Below are 16,970 nucleotides of genomic sequence, written 5' to 3' on the forward strand. Positions count from 1 at the left end.
GCGCCCGCGACGGTGTCTTAATCGTTTCTATTTCGTACCCTTGCCCTGTCATGTTAAAGCCCCTGCTGTAAGGAAGGCGTATTAGTGGACTCGGTTGTTCTGTTAATTGAACTTGGCAGGTACTTCTTCACCGCATACCAGATCGCCACGGTGGTGAGAATAGAGATGTAGCCATCCAGAGCATAATGCCAGCCTAGGTGTACCGAGCCAATCAGTATAATAATGAGATAAAGCCAGCCAAGGAGGCCTAATATCCTATTCATATTGGCCAGAGAAAGCGCCATAAGAGTAGCAACAGACACATGCATGCTTGGCATGGCGGATATCCCCCCACCGAACGTTGAGGACCCAGAAATGTAGGACTGCCAGAGCAGGTCTTGTATGTTCAGCGACCAAATACCGAGGAAATGATTGTTTTGTACAAGTTCAAGATTCTGCGCATTGAGAACCTCAAATAAGGCTCCGAATGGGGCTGAGTTTTGGTAAAGATTGTCGTAGTAACAAGGCCCAGCGGAAGAAAATAAGATAGCAAGAATATTTCCGTTTATGACCCAACATAATAAGAAAGTAATGATGGAGTTTTTTCTTAGGCTCTCCCTGCTTTTTGAAAAGCAAAAGTACATTAAGAATATCCAGAAGAAAAAGAACCAAAGGTTATAAAATAGGTTTAGTGTTCCTGATAAAAAGCTAGTGTTGAATAGTTTATGAGTGAGCTCCCATGGGTGGTTGTTGAAATGAAGATAGTAGTCTGCTTTTACTAGAAATGGGTCAAGATAGAAAGGCACCAGGTTCGGTATAAATTGTTTGGTGGTGGTATAGATGGAAAATACAACAGAGACAAAGCAGAGGATGATTATTAAGTTGATGGATTCGTAAGGGTTTTTTATATGGTGTAGAAGCGGGCTTAAAAAAGCTCTGATGGGCTTCTTCTCACGAATAATGATGATTCTTATAAAATTGACAATCATTGCTAGTGTACCGGTTAGGATAGAGGCTCTTATGATTGTCTCAAAGTAGATCGAAGTACTAAGAGGCACATCTAATAGAAGATGTGTGCTGAAATGGATAAGCACTATTAGGGTACATAATAGATATATATCCATGTCTCTTTTAATGGGTTTTGAATCTAAATTTATTCTCATGGCCTAACTGCCTTGTTTTATGCATAGGGTCTCATTCTTGGTTGTTTCTCTCTGATAGCGTTAGGGCTCGGAACGAGTTTTTTGACCGCATACCAAATCGCGATGGTTAAAGGAATCGACACATAGCCATCGAGCGCATAGTGCCAGCCTAAATGCACTGAGCCGATTTGAATCATCACTAGGTAAAGCCAGCCTAGCACGCCAAGCTTTTTATTTAATGCGGATAAACTTAATGCCATTAGGGTTGCCATGGACACATGCATACTGGGCATGGCCGAAATGCCTTCGCCAAAGGTAGATGCGTTGGCGATATGGGATGACCAGAGTAAATCCTGGGTTTTTAAGGCCCACACAGCGATGTACATGTCTTGTTCTAACAGCTCATTATGCTGCGCATTTAACAGTGTCATCAAAGGATCGAATAGGGGGCTCTGATCATAGGCGTTGCCGTAAAAGCAGGGGCCCACTGATGAAAACAGAATCGCTAAGACCCCGCCAATCAGCATCCAGCAACCGATAAAACTGATCAGAGCTTGTTGGCGCAACTGGGCGTTGCGGGTGGCGACGCAGAAATAAATGATGAAAATCCAACAAAAGAAGAACCACAGGTTATAAAACAAGTTGATCACACCTGTGGCTAAACTGCTGTTGAACAGGGCATGAGTCAGCTGCCAGGGCTGATAGCCAAAGTGGATTTTTTCCTCAAGCGAGATCAGTAGGGGATCTAGATAAAACGGATTGATAAAAGAAATAGCATCTTTGACGCTGGTATAGACCGATAGGATCAAAGAAATCGCTGTCAGCATGAGCGCTATATTCAGCGCTTCGCTAGGGTGTTTAAAAGGGTAACTAATGAATTTGGCATATTGGCTGAGCGGGCTTTTTTCTCTGCGGTACAGCAGTACGAAAAAGTAAACGACAAAGCCTAGCAGGCAGGTCATCGCAAAGGCTTTAAAGGTAAACAGGATATAAAAGCTGGAGAGAAAAGGTGTACCAAGAATTTGATGGGCTACGAAATGCAGCACGATCACCATAAAACAGGTGGCATAAATGTATCTGTCTCTCTGAAAAGGGGCGGTATTCAATACTGTCATAGCTCACCATTCTGTCAGGGTTAATGAAGTCAACAAACAGCTATCAGATGCGTGAGCCACCGCTGGACGAAGGTCTTTGTTAGGTGCTCTTTATTCAACTTTAGTCCAAAGTTCTCGGAACGTCTAAGATCGTCAGGGTGGCAGTTTGCTCGCCATTGGCCGAAATGGCTTTTTGAGGAGGGCGGGTATTAGTGAGAGGTGAAAATATTGATTTATGTCAATTTTTGCCTGCGCGGAAACAAATCTTGGCGTAATCAGTCATCTTAATCTCATACTTAAGGCGTATATTTCGCGCTTCTTAATAGCCTTTTCAATGCTTTATCGAAACATTTCGCTAAATAAAGTTGGCTTGATAAAAGATAGTTATATTTCTCTTGAAAGATTTTTGCTCATATCACAAAATCGAAAAATAAGTATAAAAAATAATCAGGTCATGTTGTTTGTGGCTGTTATGGGGCTCTTTCTCTATCGTTTAACTAGTCACAATAGGACGGACTAATGAGTTTTAAGCGTAAGATTGTACTTATTTTGTTAGGTGTGGGCGTTTTGCCAGCTCTAATGATGTCGGCCATTTTGACGTGGCTATCCTCTCAATCCCTTTCCCAAGCCGTATTTGATCATTTGTCTTCGACGCGAAGTGCAAAAGCAGCGACGGTGACCCATTACCTAGACACCTTATCCCATGAAGTGGAGATATTGGCGCAAAGCCCAGATGTAAAGCAGGCCTTGAAGGCTTTTGATAGTGCGTTTTATTCGCTGCCGACCGACCTCTCGGCGGGACAGCGTCAATCGCTTCGCAGTTATTACGAACAGCAGTTTTTACCGCGTTGGCAAGAGCAAAGCGAACAAGCGAACATGCAAGCGGTGGCGGGTTTGGTCAATGGGCTGACCCCAGAGGCGCAATATCTGCAATACCAGTACATTGCTAACAATAGACACCCAGTGGGCGCAAAAGACAATCTACTACAAGATGCAGGCAATAGCGCTTACAGCGCGGAACATAAGCGTGTTCATCCCTATATGCGTGCCATTCAGCAGCGCTTTGGCTTCTACGATTTGTTTATTGTCGACATGCAGGGGGCAGTGGTTTATACGGTTTTTAAAGAGTTGGATTTTTCTACGAACTTGAAAAATGGCCCCTATGCGAACTCTGGCTTGGCAGATGCTTACCATAAAGCGTTGGCGTTGGGCCCGAACCAAGTGAATGTCACCGACTTCTCCTTATACTTACCTTCGTATGACGCCCCTGCAGGCTTTATCTCTTCTCCGGTGTTCGAGAATGGCCAGAAAGTGGGGGTGATGATAGCCCAATTCCCGATTGATCAACTGAATGCCGTCATGGGCACCCGAGATGGCCTTGGCGAGACAGGCGAGACTTATCTCGTTGGCGCAGATAACTTAATGCGTTCAGACTCTTACTTAGATCCAGAGCGACGCTCGGTATTCGCGTCCTTTACCGATCAAGAGAACGGTAAAGTGAATACGGAGGCGGTGCGTGCAGCACAGGGCAATCAGTCTGGCACACGTATTATTACCGATTACAACGGTCACCCAGTGTTGTCCGCCTTTGCCCCACTGCCGTTTGCCGGATTGGGCTGGAGCATTGTCGCTGAGATGGATGAAGCGGAAGCCATGGCAGCACGCAATCAGATGATTACGATCAGTGTGTTATTAGTGATCCTAGCCGCCGTACTTGGCTTAGTGATTGCGCTATTGGTCGCGCGCATGGTGTTGCGTCCGTTAGGTGCCGAGCCAAATGCCATGCGTGAAATCGCGGATCGTATCGCCAATGGTGATTTGACCATGCAATTTAACCCCAGCAATGATGCCAGTGTGTATCGTTCGATGGCCTTGATGAGTGCTTCGCTACGTGACCTAGTGCAACAGATTCGCCAAAGTGCCCAGCATCAATCGGAAACGGCCCATGAACTGGCCGTTATTTCGGAACAAACCTCTGGGGCGATCCGCGAGCAGCATGCCAACACGACACAAATTGCCGCGGCGACCTCGCAAATGAGTGCCACCTCTGGCGAAGTGTCGCAGACCATTCAAAACGTGGCGGGGGCTACCCGCGATGCCAAAGACAAGGTGACCGAAGGGGCACACAATGCCGAGTCTGCTTCACAAGCGCTGCGGGTCATGGCGCAGGAACTGGAAAAATCAGGTGAGCAGGTGGACACCTTAGCGCAGCAGGTATTGTCTATTTCCTCGGTCCTAGAAAGCATTCAAGGTATTTCAGATCAAACGAATTTGTTGGCTCTGAATGCCGCGATTGAGGCTGCCCGTGCAGGTGAGAGTGGCCGTGGTTTTGCGGTGGTAGCGGATGAGGTGCGCACTTTGGCACAGAGTACCCAGCAAGAAACCGAACAGATTTCCAATATCATCAGTCAACTGCAAAGTGGTGCGCAGCAAGCACAGCAGCTGGTTCGTAACGGTATTGAGTCTTCTCGCAAAGTGTCTGAGCAAACCACCGATACGGCAGAGAAGTTGCGAGAAGCCATGAGTAAGGTGGATCATGTGGATGACATGACACTACAGATCGCCAGTGCTGCAGAGCAACAGACGTCGGTATCGACCGAAATCAGTGGCAACATCGAGACACTCAGTGCCAGTTCGTCGCAGATCGAGCAAACGGTGGAAGAAATCTCGCGCTCCAGTGAGGAAGTGTCGCGTCTATCGGGAGACTTGAATGTGCTGGTCGATAAATTTAAGGTCGCCTAGCAAGTGATTAAGCATGAAAAATGGCGCCTATCGGGCGCCATTTTTTTGTGTTCGACTGACTGTCTTTCGTAATACTCGCAAGGTTGCTGGCTAAATTCGGCTAAGTAGCTCAGACTTCTTAGCATTGAACTCATCTTGGGTAAGTACGCCAGCCTCATACAACCCCCCGAGCTTCTCTAACAGGGCAAAAATTTCATCGCTATTAGCGGGTAGGGGTTGCGTGTTAGCGGTTGGCTGAGAAAGTCCTTGCCCAGGTTGAGCCGCATAGTCTGGTTGCGGTTCGGCAAAGTTGTTGTGTTGAGGTGCCGGAGACGTTTGTGTCGATGCACCAGAGATAATGGGTAAGCTGTCTACCGACACGGTGCCGAATTGGCTGCTAAAGGTCAGTGATTGATTGCCACCTTGTTGTTGGCTTACACCACCAATATTATGGTTTAAGGTATCGTATACGGTGACGCTACCATTGACGTCAACGGCTAAACGGCCGGGGAAGACGGCGTAACGCAGATTATTTTGCGCGCCGCTGCTAAACGGCTGGCCAAGATCGGCTGGCCACCATTGTTGTGAGTTAGCTGCGCCGGCCTTGGGCGCTGGAAAAATGGTCGTATTAGCAAGCGCATTCGCCAATTCATTACAGAGATTATCTACGGTATTTTTGAGACCGTTATTAAACATATCGCCGACCATGGTCATGCCGCCACGCATCCACTGGCCTGAGCCACCGAGCTCTGGGCAGTTAAATTGCGCCATGCTACCTGAGCCATTATTAACGGCGATGAGCATATGCACGACCGCGTCCTGGCTCAGCCCATAGCGGTATGAGATATCATTAACAAGTTGTTGTCCGGCGTTCGTAAGCTGTTGCATGATCGGTGTCCTATATTGGCATCGGTCCTTGTTAGAATGCAGTCATACACTCGGGCTCAGACTGAGGGGCGTGGGTACATTGTGACACGGCAGTGCCACAAGTTTGTGACTATGATAGTGGCGCATTGTGACACATTAGCTACCTTTTTGTTTGTTATTTATACAGATCGATGGCGCTTTCTAAGACCAATAAGCGATAAAGGTGTACTGATGAATATTCTGATTTTTCTCGGTTCCGTACGAACGTCCACCCCGCCGCGTCCGGCACGGTTGGGCGAGCGGGTTGCCAATGCCTGCTTAGCCCTGCTCAGCAGCGCTTACCCAGAACACACATTCGAGCTGATTGATCCGCTTGATTATGAGCAAGGGGCAGTCTTCAAGCCACATTTTGCCTACGCCAAAAATAAGGCGCCTCACGACCTCGATGTACTGGCGGATAAAATCCAGCAGGCCGATGGCTATGTCATGGTGAGCCCCGAGTACAATCACTCAATGAGCCCAGCCCTGGCGAACCTACTCAACCACTTTGGTAGCTCCTTGTTCTCTTTTAAGCCGAGTGCCATTGTTACCTATTCCGCAGGGCAGTGGGGCGGCATGCGAGCAGCCATGGGTATGCGTGCTTTTTTAGCGGAGTTGGGCTGTTTACCCGTATCAGCGATGATCCATGTCCCCAAGGCGCAAGAAGTGTTTGATGACAGCGGACAAACGCTTGCAGGCGTAGATGAGGAACGCTGGCGGGGGTATTTTGGCCGCACCTTCAGTCAACTGCTCTGGTGGGCCGAAGCGACGTTAGTGCAACGCCATAAGTCCGACCCCTTTGCGCAAAGCGCGGCATTTAAAAAGGATCCTTCTCAGCGTAACGCACCAAAATAGTGAATGTTGGCGACATTTTGCCTAAGTTTCTCTAAAAAATGTCGAACGCTTGCGAAAGTTGAGTGATCAGGGGGGCGGCGCATTCCCATTTTCGAAGCTTGGTTGTATGTTTGTTAAACGGGGTCATCACCCCGTCATAAAGCCATGCATATAGTAGGGCAATGATCCGTTAATACAGGGAGCGATACATGGGGAAAGTACATTTTGTCGGTGGCGAAAAAGGTGGTGTGGGCAAGTCAATGACGGCACGTTTATTGGCGCAGTATTACATTGACCAAGAGCTGCCTTTTCTAGGATTTGATTGCGATGCCTCGCACGGCACCTTTTCACGCTTTTACAGCGACTTCGCATCACCTGTGGTGATTGGCGAAGAAGACAGTCTAGACGGCTTACTTGAATCGATGGAAGCCAACCCAGATAAAGACTTAATCATTGACCTAGCGGCGCAAGCGGCCAAGCCATTAGGCGAGTGGATTGATGATACTGATGTGTTTGGTCTATTAGACGAGATGGATTACCAAGTGTGCCTTTGGCACGTGATGGATGATGGTGCTGACTCGGTTTTGTTGTTGGAGCAATTGTTGGAGCGTTACCAGCAACCTGAACTGGAATTCATTGTGGTACAAAACCTTGGTCGCGGTACCGACTTTTCTCGCTTTCAGAAGTCCGAGACCTTCAAAAAAGCGCAGCAACGCGAGGCTTTCATCATTGAATTGCCAAAGCTACAAAGCAAGCTGACGCAAAAAATTGACTTCAACAACAGCAGCTTCTGGGCGGTGGCCAATAACCGCAGCTTAATGAACATCGCAGAGCGTCAACGTATGAAAGTCTGGTTACGCAATGCTTACGATGAGCTAGCGTTTCTAGAGTAAGCCCTCAAAGACGCTTTCAAAGTTAGATCACAGCGCTTCCTTATTTCGCCTTGAGAAAGAGGAAGCCGCTAGGGATAGTGGTAGGACGTCTATTTAATGGAGTCCACCATGAACAAAGTTAGGCTAGCGACAGGCGCACTGATGATGGCTGCTTTAGGTGTCACAGGTGGCGCTTGGTCTACCTATCATAACTGGTCCGAGCCTAAGGTAATGCCAGTGGTCGGGGCAACATCACGGGATTGGCATCCTGACACCTTCTGGTATGAACCTTGGGGTCAGTCCTTAGTTCACAAGGGCATGGACATCTTTGCCGAACGTGGCACGCCTGTTGTCGCCGCGACCCATCACATTATCCTGTCCGTCAATGACAGCGCCCGTGGCGGTAAAAACATTTGGGCATTAGGGCCGAACTGGCGTCTACATTACTACGCCCATTTAGATAGCATCGTCGAAGATCTGGCAGGGTATATCGATGCTGGCACGCAGCTGGGGACCGTCGGAAGCTCTGGTAACGCCCAAGGCAAGCCGCCGCACCTACATTACGGCATTCGTCTGGTGTTTGCGGATAGATCTCGCATTGATGATGCCACGCTAGGTGAGCAGAAAGCGCACTGGTTAAATCCGATTGACTATCTTGCCCCTGCGATCAATATGTAAATGAGAATCTGTTTTATTTGTTGGCCGTTTCGTATAGGATCTTCTGCTCTTGAAACCGCAATAAAAGGATTTGTACATGAAACGCTTTACCTGCATCGCCGCGTTATGCCTCAGCTTAGGGATGTCATCGCTCCAGGCACAAGAGCAACCAAGTGCCAAAGTCATGGAGCTGCTCGAAGTGCTCCGTACCGAACAAGCGATGCTCGACGGTTTTAATGCCATGATGCCCGCGATTGACACACAAGCTCAGCATTGGCAATTGAGCCCTGAACAGTTAGAAGCGTTTCGTGAATTGCACCGTGAGTGGTTTGTCAACGATCTGGACCTAGACGCCATGATCCAAGCCATTGCGCTGGAATACGATAACACTTACAGCAAAGCTGAAATGCAAGACATGATCGACTTTTACCTGTCGCCGACCGGTCAGAAAACCCTGCAAGAAGAGCCTCGACTGATGCAATACGGTGCCCAAATGGGCATGTTAGAAGGGCAGAAGAAAGAATATTTGCTGAAGCAAAAGATCCGTGCTTTTTACCAAGCAAATGTCGCCACAGAAAAATAGCCGCACCAACGGCCGCACTATGATGGCGGTCTGACCCTTCCTTTTGTCAAACTTAACCGAATGGTTAATTTTGGCAAGAATCCTGCTACCTTAAACAGTATCCGCTGGTAGAAGCGCGCCTGTGTGTGCGAGACTGCCAGAAAACGAACTGTATAATCTGAGAAAAAAGAACAGGTTACTGTGACAAGGAAGCGTGTGGTCGCCTTGTCTGGATAGGAGTAGCGGGAACATGATCCGTTTTTTACTGAATGATCGAGAAGTGTGTCTCGAGAATAGCGCCCCAGAGATGACGGTGCTCGAATACCTACGCACCAAGGCGGAACAGCGCGGTAGTAAGGAAGGTTGTGCCTCAGGGGATTGCGGTGCCTGTACCGTGGTGGTCGCCGAGGTGGTGAAGCAGCGCTTACGCTACCGTACGCTCAACAGCTGCATTACCTTAGTGGGTAGCCTGCATGGCAAGCAATTGCTCACCGTCGAGCATTTGCAACAGCATGACGCCTTACACCCTGTACAGCAAGCGATGGTGGATCAGCACGGTTCTCAATGTGGCTTTTGTACGCCGGGTTTTATCATGTCCCTGTTTTGCCTCTATAGGAATGACCATCAGCCAACGCGGGCAGAGGTAGAGCGTGCCTTGGCGGGCAATCTATGCCGTTGTACAGGTTATCGCCCCATTATTGATGCGGCGCTGAGCCTGGCGGGTCAAGGCGTTGCAGACGCGTTGGCACAGCAAGAAGCGGCAGTCGCTACTCGTTTAACGGACATGTTGCAGCAGCCCATCAGTGCCTCGATGCAAGCGGGCCAACGTCACTTTCTAGTGCCCACCTCCAGCGATGAGTTACTGGCTCAGTTAACAGCGCACCCCAAGGCGCAATTGGTGGCAGGCGGAACCGATTTTTCATTAACCATTACGCAACAGCTGCAGCAGCCCGACACCCTGATTTACACCGGTCGCGTGGCAGAGCTGACACAGATTGAAGAAAGCGAGCAGTGGCTCAAACTGGGGGCGGCACTCTCTTACACGGATGTCGAACCTCTACTGCAACAGCACTTTCCAAGCTTTGCGCGGTTACTAGAGCGCTTAGGTTCGTTACAGGTGCGTAATCAAGGTACCTTGGGTGGCAATATTGCCAACGCTTCACCAATTGGGGATACACCGCCGGTATTGTTGGCACTTGATGCCATCTTACATTTGCGTAGCCCCGCAGGTCGCCACACCATGCCCATTGCAGAGTTTTTCACTGGCTACCGTCAAACCAAATTGCCTACATCGGGCTTTATTGAAGCCATTGAAATACCTTTGCAGCCAGAGCGACAGCTGTATGTATATAAGATTTCTAAGCGCCTTGATGATGATATCTCTGCCGTGTGTGCCGCGTTCTCTATTGAACTCAAGGACGGTGTAGTGCAGCAAGCGCGTCTAGGTTTTGGCGGCATGGCAGCCACCCCCGCACGAGCGTTTCATGCGGAACAAGCGCTGCTTGGACAGCCTTTTAGCGAACAGGGCATCGAGGCAGCACAACAGGCGCTGGCACAAGATTTTAGTCCGATTGATGATGTGCGTGCTAGCGGGGCTTATCGTTTGCAAGTGGCGCAGAATCTACTGCTGCGTGCGGTGCTCGAACAAGATAATCCCACGGCTGAAGCCTTGGAGGTGGTGCAGTATGCGTAATCTCAAAGCTAAGGGCAGCCCTGCCAGTCAAGTCGCTGGGACCACAGGGGTGGCCCGTGTCCATGAGAGTGCCACCAAACATGTGTCGGGCACAGCCATTTATGTGGACGATATGCTCGAGCCGCGCGGCACCTTGTATGGAGCGGTTGGCTACAGTTCGATTGCTAAAGGGCGCATTACAGGGATGGACCTCTCGGCCGTGCGTCAAAGTGAAGGCGTCGTAGACATTCTTGTGGTGGAGGATATTCCCGGAGTGACCGACATCGGCGCGGTGTTTGGTGGCGATCCGATTTTGACCTCGGAGGAAATCAAATACCAAGGTCAGCCAATCTTTGTGGTCGTGGCGGAAACCGAGCAGCAAGCGCGCCGCGCGGTGAAGCAGGCTAAGATTGAGTTTGTCGAAGACGTGCCTACCTTGGATGTGATCGAAGCGCTAACAGCGCAACAGTTTGTGCGTCCTTCCCATTTTATGAGCCATGGCGATGCCCAAGCCGCCTTGGCGAAAGCCCCGAAACGCTTGCAGGCCGAGCAGCATGTGGGCGGTCAGGAGCATTTCTACCTAGAAGGCCAGGTGGCCTTAGTGGTGCCCGCCGAAGATGGTGGCATGTTGGTGTACAGCTCGACGCAGCATCCGAGCGAAGTGCAGAAGTTGGTGGCCGAAGTCCTCAGTGTGCCGGCCAATCGTATCACCGTGGACATGCGCCGTATGGGCGGTGGCTTTGGCGGTAAAGAAAGCCAAGCCGCCGGGTGGGCCTGTATGGCGGCAGCCTTGGTGCTGAAAACCGGTAAACCTGTGAAGCTGCGCTTGCCGCGGGTTGATGATATGACTATGACCGGCAAGCGCCATCCGTTCTACAACACCTATGACATTGGTTTTGATGAACAAGGTTTGATCCAGGGAGCGGATATTATGGTGGCCGGTAACTGTGGTCACTCAGCGGATTTGTCTGATGCGATTGTTGATCGGGCCATGTTTCACGCCGATAACGCCTATTACCTCGCGGATGTCAGCATTGCCGGTCATCGCTGTAGGACCAATACCGTGTCGCACACGGCGTTTCGCGGCTTTGGTGGGCCGCAAGGTATGATGATCATTGAGCGCGCCATGGACGATATTGCTCGGGCTGTGGGCAAAGACCCGTTGGATGTGCGGAAGCTCAACTTATACAGCGCCGGTGGTCGTGATACCACCCCTTATCATCAAACGGTTGAGCACAATGTACTGTTAGAATTAATCGAACAGCTTGAGCAAAACAGTGACTATCGTGCGCGCCGCGCTGAAATCACGCAGTGGAATAAAACCAGTCGTGTGTTGCAACGAGGCCTAGCACTGACCCCAGTGAAGTTCGGGATTTCCTTTACCTTACAGCACCTTAACCAAGCCGGTGCGCTGATCCATATTTACACCGACGGCAGCATTCAAGTGAACCACGGTGGCACAGAAATGGGCCAAGGGCTGCACACCAAGATTATCCAAATTGTGGCCGAAGCCCTCGCCATTGATCCGCATGAAATCCAAATCACGGCCACGCGCACGGATAAGGTACCCAATACCTCACCCACAGCCGCCTCCAGTGGTACCGACCTCAACGGTCAAGCGGCGCGCAACGCGGCTTTGACCTTGAAGCAGCGTATTGCGGAGTGTGTGGCTGAGCATAAAGCTTGCGGCCGCGACAGCGTGCGCTTTGCCGACGGGCGTATCTATTGGGGGGATCAGGGGGAATCCATGAGCTTTGCCGATGGCGCTCTGTTTGCCTATGAAAACCGTGTCTCCTTGTCAGCCACGGGGTACTACAAAACGCCAAAAATCTGGTATGACCGTGAGCAAGCCAAAGGACGTCCGTTCTTCTATTTCGCTAATGGTGCCGCGGTATCGGAAGTGGTGGTGGATACCCTAACCGGTGAATACAAAGTGCTCGCTGTCGACATCCTGCACGATGTGGGGCGCAGCCTAAACCCAGCGCTGGACTGTGGTCAGATCGAAGGCGGTTTTATCCAAGGCATGGGTTGGCTCACCACCGAGGAACTGAAGTGGAACGACAAGGGGGTCTTGCTCAGTAATGGCCCAGCGACTTATAAAATCCCAGCGATCAGCGATACGCCGAAGCGCTTTAAGGTGGACTTGTTTGCGCGCGCTAATGAAGAAGACACAGTCTATCACTCCAAAGCCGTCGGCGAGCCGCCGTTTATGCTAGCCATCTCTGTATGGTCGGCGTTACGCGATGCCATTTCATCCTTGTCCAACTACCAAGTGAGTCCGCCTTTGGATACACCCGCCACACCTGAGCGGGTGTTGAATGCTATGATGGCGACACGAGAACAGGCTGCTGAGCAAAAAGGGAAGGGCCGATGATGAAACCTTGGACCGATGTGGTCGCACAATTACAACGCAGCGGTGAGGCCTATGTACTGGTCACCGTGATCGGTACCCGTGGCTCCTCGCCACGGGAAACCGGCAGTAAGATGGTGGTCACCACGGAGCATAGCTTTGACACCATTGGCGGCGGGCATTTGGAATACAAAGCCATTGCCAAAGCCCGAGAATTGCTACTGAAACAGCAAGACTGCCAGCATATTGAAGAATACCCACTGGGCGCGACCTTAGGGCAATGCTGTGGCGGCAAGGTATCCGTGCTGTTTGAGCATTTTTCCGAGCGCGGCAAAGACGTGTGGTTATTTGGCGCCGGTCATGTGGCCAAAGCCATGGTGCCGCTGTTGGCAGAGCTGCCGCTGCGCGTGCATTGGGTGGACAGTCGTGCCGAGCAATTCCCGGAACATATTCCAGAAAATGTACAGCAATGCCTGAGCGATGATCCGGTCGGCGAATTAAGCCGAGCAACAGCGGGTAGTTATATGTTGGTGCTGACCCACAATCATCAGCTGGATTATGAACTCACCGAAGCCGCTCTTAAACGTGGCGATCTTGGATTTATTGGCGTGATTGGCTCAGACACCAAAGCGCTGCGTTTTCGCCAACGTTTAAGCCATCGACAGTTTAGTGAAGCCGATATCGCCAAGCTGACCTGTCCGGTTGGGCTCGCGCAAGTGCCGGGTAAACGACCTATGGAAGTGGCCATTTCCATTGCTGGGCAATTGATTTCCCTTTATCAAGCGCAGCGTCCCGCACAGCAAAAACAACAGGCGATTGATTGGGCGTCCCTTAAGCAAGAGCTCGATCAGCCAACCTAAGGTAAAAAAAGAGCAGCCAGTAGCTACTCAAAGAAAGGAAATCTTGTGCGCGAGTGCGCTTTAGAAACGCGGCTTCCAGCTAACTCTGATGTGACAGAAAGCAGAGCGGGCCGCTCTGCTTTGGTTGCAAAAGACAGATGCGGCTTGAGGTTACGCGGTGGGGATGCCTTGTAAAACGGCCTGCCAACGTTCAATAAAGCTCTGTTTGCTGAAGCGACTGAAATCATCCACTTGCCAAGTCTGATCACCGCCTTTGGTGTTGATGATCAAAGTATTCATGCCGTCTTGCTCTTCTTTACCAAGAGTGGGGAGCAATAGCGATTTGCTAAACGGCGTCAGTGAGGCTTTGGCCGTGCTCAGCGCATCATAGCCAGACATCAATAAAGCATCGTCAATGTCCAATGCCACTTGGCGTAGCGCCTTGCTGGTGGCTTGGAAGTTAGCGCTGATCTGTTCGGCTTGATCGGGCCACAGGGCGATCAAATCTCGTTTCAAAATCCCCAGCATCAGCAGGGCGTTATTGCTGTTGAGCCAAAAGTATTCATCTGCTTCATGGGTGGCGACTTGTTCCCCGCCTGGGATCAAGGCTTGGGCGATATCAATCGGCACAATACGCACATTGGTACTGCGCAGGGGCTTGTAGAAATCCAGCTCTGGACGCAGTGAGCTGATGTTTACAATGGCATCAAAGTGCGCCATTGGCTCAGTATCGTTGCGCTTTAACCAGCTCGGAATGCGGTTAATTGGCAAGCGTGTTGGCGGTAGATAAGTGGCTTCAATATCACTGTCTGCCACCAGAGCAGAGGTCATGCTGTAAGCAATCGGGGTGACGGTTGCGATGTTGGCGGCCACAGCCATATTGGCCAAAAGTAAGAATAGGCTGGAAACGATTAGGCGCATGCGGCAGAGCTTCCTTTACGTAGAGTGAAAACAGAAATGGCGATGATGAACCAAACACAGGCCACCAAAATAATGGCCGGTCCCGTACCTATCGCCCATTTCATATGCATAGGCAGTAAGACGCCGATTAAGGCGCTGGTGGTGGCAATTAAGACAGAAAAGCCAACCATGCCGCGTAGATCGCGGGCCATCAGGCGTGCGCTGGCCGCAGGAATCAATAGCAGAGCACCCACCAAAATAGCACCAATGATTTTTACCGCGGCGACGGTGACCAAGGCGATCAATAGTACAAAAGCGTAGTCATGCAATGTCACTGGTATGCGGAGTGAACGCGCAATGTCTGGACTCAGCGCATTGAGGTAGGCTTGGTTGGCACTAAAGAAGGCCAATGCCATGACGATGGCAGTGATGACAGCAAGAATGATCAGATCGTAAGCGGATGCCGTTAGGATCGAGCCAAACAACACTTGTTCCACCAAGTGAGCGTTGATCTTCTTCGCCACAAACATTAGCAGTGCCGCACCCATGGCCAAGGCAAAGGCCAAGAACACGCCGATCAAGGCATCATAGGGAACCGTGGTGCGGCCACGGACCCATTGTAAGGTCAGCGAGAACAGCACTGAGAAGGCAAACAAACTGATCCATGGCTCCGTGGCTGGCTCGCCTAGCAAAATACCAATCGACACGCCCGTTAAAGCGCTGTGGCCCACGGCTTCCGATAAAAACGCTAAACGTTTGACCACCACTAGGGTGCCCAGCATGCCGAGTAATGGACCAATCATGAGACAGGCGATAAAGGCATTGACGACAAAGCCATAGCCAAACATGGAGGGCAGCATGCCACTGTCTACTAAGCCAGAAAAGAAACTGTGAATATTAGCTAGCATGACGCATCCCTAGTGTTGGCGCTTGTAGGTTGTCGAAGATGGCGGTAGGCGTGTCATGGGCTTCTAAGCCGCCGTCGATCCACGCCAGGGTGTCGCAATGCTGCTGCAGGATTTGCCAGTCGTGCTCAATCATCACGATGGTGCCGCCTTGCGCTTTAAAGTCGACTAAGATCTCAAGAATCTGTTCGCGACCGTCTTTATCAACCCCTGCCATGGGCTCATCCAGTAATAAAATATGTGGCTCGTTTAATAACGCGCAGGCTAACAGCACACGTTGGCGCTCACCGGAGGATAGGGTACCTAGGCGTTTGCTGAGTAGCTTTTGCATACCGACACGCTCGACCACCGCTGCGATTTTCGGGTCGCCTTTATAGCGGCGCCAGACTGGGCGTTTATCACAATGCATACGCAAAAAATCCAGCGCAGTGACTGGTAACGAAGCGTCGAATGGCGACAGCTGTGGCATGTAGCCGATGTTGTTTTTGCCGTTAGGCCAGTGCAATTCAATCTGGCCGCGATGGTTGTGCAACCCAGCGATGGCTTTCAGCAAGGTGCTTTTACCACCGCCGTTCGGGCCAGCGATGCCATGCCACAGACTGCCAGACAAAGTCAGATTAAGCGGTTGCAACAAGGTCATGCCCTTGATGGTCACCCCTAACCCCTGCAGTTTTAAGCTCGGGCCCATCATTGCAGTGCCTCAGCGAGCTTTTTCAGGTTGGCGCCCATTTCTCGTTCCACTTGGTCTTTGCTGTATTCGCCATGGGTCATATGGCTGAAGTAGTAAATTTTGATGCCGGTTTCGTTCTCAATGACATTGACGTATTGATTCTCCATATTGAGCTCGGTGAACAAGACATCGATGTTTTGCTGAAGAATGGTTTCGATGGTTTCTTCGAGCTGTGATGCCGTTGGCGACACGCCGTGCGCTGGTTCAATGACTGCAGAGACGGTCAAGCCAAATTCTTGTAGCAGGTAGGCGTAAGCACCGTGGGTGCTGGCAATGCGTAGGTCACTCACGTCTTTATCCAATAATGTTTGTTGCACAGGGAGCTTCAAAGCGCGCAGTGTCTTGGCGTACGCTAGGGCATTTTTCAAAAAATAAGATTTGTTGTCAGGGTCCAATTTGCCTAGCTCTTTGGCAATGGTGTACACCTGACGAATCCCCGCATCGATGGAGACAAACGAATGTGGATTGACCTTTTCGTCATGGCCAATCAAGGGCACGTCTTGGTTGGCGTAGATCACCGTCAGGCCTTCAGGCTGCAGGCGATCGACGGTGTTGGTAGCAAACAAATCATGGCCGATACCATTCACCACCAACGCATCTAAGCCATTTAGGCGCTCGATATCGGCTGGGTTCAATTGGTAGTTATGTGGGTTAAAACCGCTCGAGATCAACGGCAGGGTATCCCCACGGTCGCCCAAAATGTTGCTGACATAAGAGTAATAGGGGTGCAATGTGACGCCGACTTGTAGACGAGCGCTGGCGTGAGTACTGCATAAAACGAGAAGGCTGAGTAGTAAGTATCTCATG

The 16,970-nt window shown here is 50.6% G+C and carries 15 protein-coding genes; 8 read left to right on the forward strand and 7 right to left on the reverse strand.

Annotated elements, in window-relative coordinates; all coding sequences use genetic code 11:
- Positions 1-53 precede the first annotated feature (53 nt).
- Together MAQ5080_RS07345 and MAQ5080_RS07350 are read right to left on the reverse strand one after the other, a co-directional pair.
- A complete protein-coding gene (locus MAQ5080_RS07345; protein ID WP_197464585.1) occupies positions 54-968 on the reverse strand; it encodes a phosphatase PAP2 family protein in 915 nt (304 codons plus the stop codon).
- Between the two features lie 191 nt (positions 969-1,159).
- Positions 1,160-2,236: a phosphatase PAP2 family protein gene (locus MAQ5080_RS07350; protein ID WP_082861057.1), complete on the reverse strand. Its 1,077-nt coding sequence runs from the start codon at positions 2,234-2,236 to the stop codon at positions 1,160-1,162.
- A 498-nt stretch (positions 2,237-2,734) separates the two neighbouring features.
- On the opposite strand from MAQ5080_RS07350, the gene MAQ5080_RS07360 reads away from it, so the two are divergent.
- The gene (locus MAQ5080_RS07360) at positions 2,735-4,957 is read left to right on the forward strand and encodes a methyl-accepting chemotaxis protein (RefSeq protein ID WP_067332956.1); all 2,223 of its coding nucleotides are present in this window, start codon (positions 2,735-2,737) and stop codon (positions 4,955-4,957) included.
- Positions 4,958-5,047: 90 nt separating this feature from the next.
- Here MAQ5080_RS07360 and MAQ5080_RS07365 read toward each other — a convergent pair whose 3' ends face one another.
- Positions 5,048-5,824, reverse strand: coding sequence for an SHOCT domain-containing protein (locus MAQ5080_RS07365; protein WP_067208212.1), 777 nt, complete (start codon positions 5,822-5,824; stop codon positions 5,048-5,050).
- 210 nt (positions 5,825-6,034) lie between these two features.
- On the opposite strand from MAQ5080_RS07365, the gene MAQ5080_RS07370 reads away from it, so the two are divergent.
- The 7 genes from MAQ5080_RS07370 (at position 6,035) to xdhC (ending at position 13,649) form a co-directional block, all read left to right on the forward strand.
- Positions 6,035-6,697, forward strand: a complete 663-nt coding sequence (locus tag MAQ5080_RS07370; protein WP_067208215.1) for an NADPH-dependent FMN reductase — start codon at positions 6,035-6,037, stop codon at positions 6,695-6,697.
- A 188-nt stretch (positions 6,698-6,885) separates the two neighbouring features.
- Positions 6,886-7,569, forward strand: coding sequence for a P-loop NTPase family protein (locus MAQ5080_RS07375; protein WP_067208219.1), 684 nt, complete (start codon positions 6,886-6,888; stop codon positions 7,567-7,569).
- Positions 7,570-7,677: 108 nt separating this feature from the next.
- Positions 7,678-8,226, forward strand: a complete 549-nt coding sequence (locus MAQ5080_RS07380) for a M23 family metallopeptidase (RefSeq protein ID WP_197464586.1) — start codon at positions 7,678-7,680, stop codon at positions 8,224-8,226.
- Positions 8,227-8,302: 76 nt separating this feature from the next.
- Positions 8,303-8,788, forward strand: a complete 486-nt coding sequence (locus tag MAQ5080_RS07385) for a DUF2059 domain-containing protein (protein WP_067208222.1) — start codon at positions 8,303-8,305, stop codon at positions 8,786-8,788.
- A 229-nt stretch (positions 8,789-9,017) separates the two neighbouring features.
- The gene (gene xdhA / locus MAQ5080_RS07390; RefSeq protein WP_067208225.1) at positions 9,018-10,460 is read left to right on the forward strand and encodes a xanthine dehydrogenase small subunit; all 1,443 of its coding nucleotides are present in this window, start codon (positions 9,018-9,020) and stop codon (positions 10,458-10,460) included.
- The gene (xdhB, locus tag MAQ5080_RS07395; protein WP_067208228.1) at positions 10,453-12,813 is read left to right on the forward strand and encodes a xanthine dehydrogenase molybdopterin binding subunit; all 2,361 of its coding nucleotides are present in this window, start codon (positions 10,453-10,455) and stop codon (positions 12,811-12,813) included. The genes xdhA and xdhB overlap by 8 nt, the downstream gene beginning before the upstream one ends.
- Entirely contained in the window at positions 12,810-13,649 is an 840-nt protein-coding gene (gene xdhC / locus MAQ5080_RS07400; protein ID WP_067208231.1) for a xanthine dehydrogenase accessory protein XdhC, read from the forward strand. Before xdhB ends, xdhC begins: the two co-directional genes overlap by 4 nt.
- Positions 13,650-13,799: 150 nt before the next feature.
- Here xdhC and MAQ5080_RS07405 read toward each other — a convergent pair whose 3' ends face one another.
- The 4 genes from MAQ5080_RS07405 to MAQ5080_RS07420 are packed head-to-tail and all read right to left on the reverse strand — an operon-like array spanning position 13,800 to position 16,969.
- Positions 13,800-14,549 (reverse strand): metal ABC transporter solute-binding protein, Zn/Mn family, encoded by a 750-nt coding sequence (locus MAQ5080_RS07405; RefSeq protein ID WP_067208234.1) that lies wholly within the window; start codon positions 14,547-14,549, stop codon positions 13,800-13,802.
- Entirely contained in the window at positions 14,540-15,436 is an 897-nt protein-coding gene (locus MAQ5080_RS07410; RefSeq protein ID WP_067208237.1) for a metal ABC transporter permease, read from the reverse strand. The genes MAQ5080_RS07405 and MAQ5080_RS07410 overlap by 10 nt, the downstream gene beginning before the upstream one ends.
- The gene (locus tag MAQ5080_RS07415; RefSeq protein ID WP_067208240.1) at positions 15,426-16,124 is read right to left on the reverse strand and encodes a metal ABC transporter ATP-binding protein; all 699 of its coding nucleotides are present in this window, start codon (positions 16,122-16,124) and stop codon (positions 15,426-15,428) included. Before MAQ5080_RS07415 ends, MAQ5080_RS07410 begins: the two co-directional genes overlap by 11 nt.
- A complete protein-coding gene (locus MAQ5080_RS07420; protein WP_067208243.1) occupies positions 16,121-16,969 on the reverse strand; it encodes a metal ABC transporter solute-binding protein, Zn/Mn family in 849 nt (282 codons plus the stop codon). The genes MAQ5080_RS07415 and MAQ5080_RS07420 overlap by 4 nt, the downstream gene beginning before the upstream one ends.
- Position 16,970: the final 1 nt, after the last annotated feature.

The organism is Marinomonas aquimarina (genome assembly GCF_900089755.1).
Classification (GTDB): Bacteria; Pseudomonadota; Gammaproteobacteria; order Pseudomonadales; family Marinomonadaceae; genus Marinomonas; species Marinomonas aquimarina.

Coding starts and splice junctions, on each gene's coding strand:
- xdhB (WP_067208228.1), top strand. CDS start 10,453: ATGCGTAATCTCAAAGCTAAGGGCAGCCCTGCCAGTCAAGTCGCTGGG.
- MAQ5080_RS07365 (WP_067208212.1), bottom strand. CDS start 5,824: ATGCAACAGCTTACGAACGCCGGACAACAACTTGTTAATGATATCTCA.
- MAQ5080_RS07405 (WP_067208234.1), bottom strand. CDS start 14,549: ATGCGCCTAATCGTTTCCAGCCTATTCTTACTTTTGGCCAATATGGCT.
- MAQ5080_RS07420 (WP_067208243.1), bottom strand. CDS start 16,969: ATGAGATACTTACTACTCAGCCTTCTCGTTTTATGCAGTACTCACGCC.
- MAQ5080_RS07375 (WP_067208219.1), top strand. CDS start 6,886: ATGGGGAAAGTACATTTTGTCGGTGGCGAAAAAGGTGGTGTGGGCAAG.
- MAQ5080_RS07385 (WP_067208222.1), top strand. CDS start 8,303: ATGAAACGCTTTACCTGCATCGCCGCGTTATGCCTCAGCTTAGGGATG.
- MAQ5080_RS07370 (WP_067208215.1), top strand. CDS start 6,035: ATGAATATTCTGATTTTTCTCGGTTCCGTACGAACGTCCACCCCGCCG.
- MAQ5080_RS07415 (WP_067208240.1), bottom strand. CDS start 16,124: ATGATGGGCCCGAGCTTAAAACTGCAGGGGTTAGGGGTGACCATCAAG.
- MAQ5080_RS07345 (WP_197464585.1), bottom strand. CDS start 968: ATGATTGTCAATTTTATAAGAATCATCATTATTCGTGAGAAGAAGCCC.
- MAQ5080_RS07350 (WP_082861057.1), bottom strand. CDS start 2,236: ATGACAGTATTGAATACCGCCCCTTTTCAGAGAGACAGATACATTTAT.
- MAQ5080_RS07360 (WP_067332956.1), top strand. CDS start 2,735: ATGAGTTTTAAGCGTAAGATTGTACTTATTTTGTTAGGTGTGGGCGTT.
- xdhC (WP_067208231.1), top strand. CDS start 12,810: ATGATGAAACCTTGGACCGATGTGGTCGCACAATTACAACGCAGCGGT.
- MAQ5080_RS07380 (WP_197464586.1), top strand. CDS start 7,678: ATGAACAAAGTTAGGCTAGCGACAGGCGCACTGATGATGGCTGCTTTA.
- xdhA (WP_067208225.1), top strand. CDS start 9,018: ATGATCCGTTTTTTACTGAATGATCGAGAAGTGTGTCTCGAGAATAGC.
- MAQ5080_RS07410 (WP_067208237.1), bottom strand. CDS start 15,436: ATGCTAGCTAATATTCACAGTTTCTTTTCTGGCTTAGTAGACAGTGGC.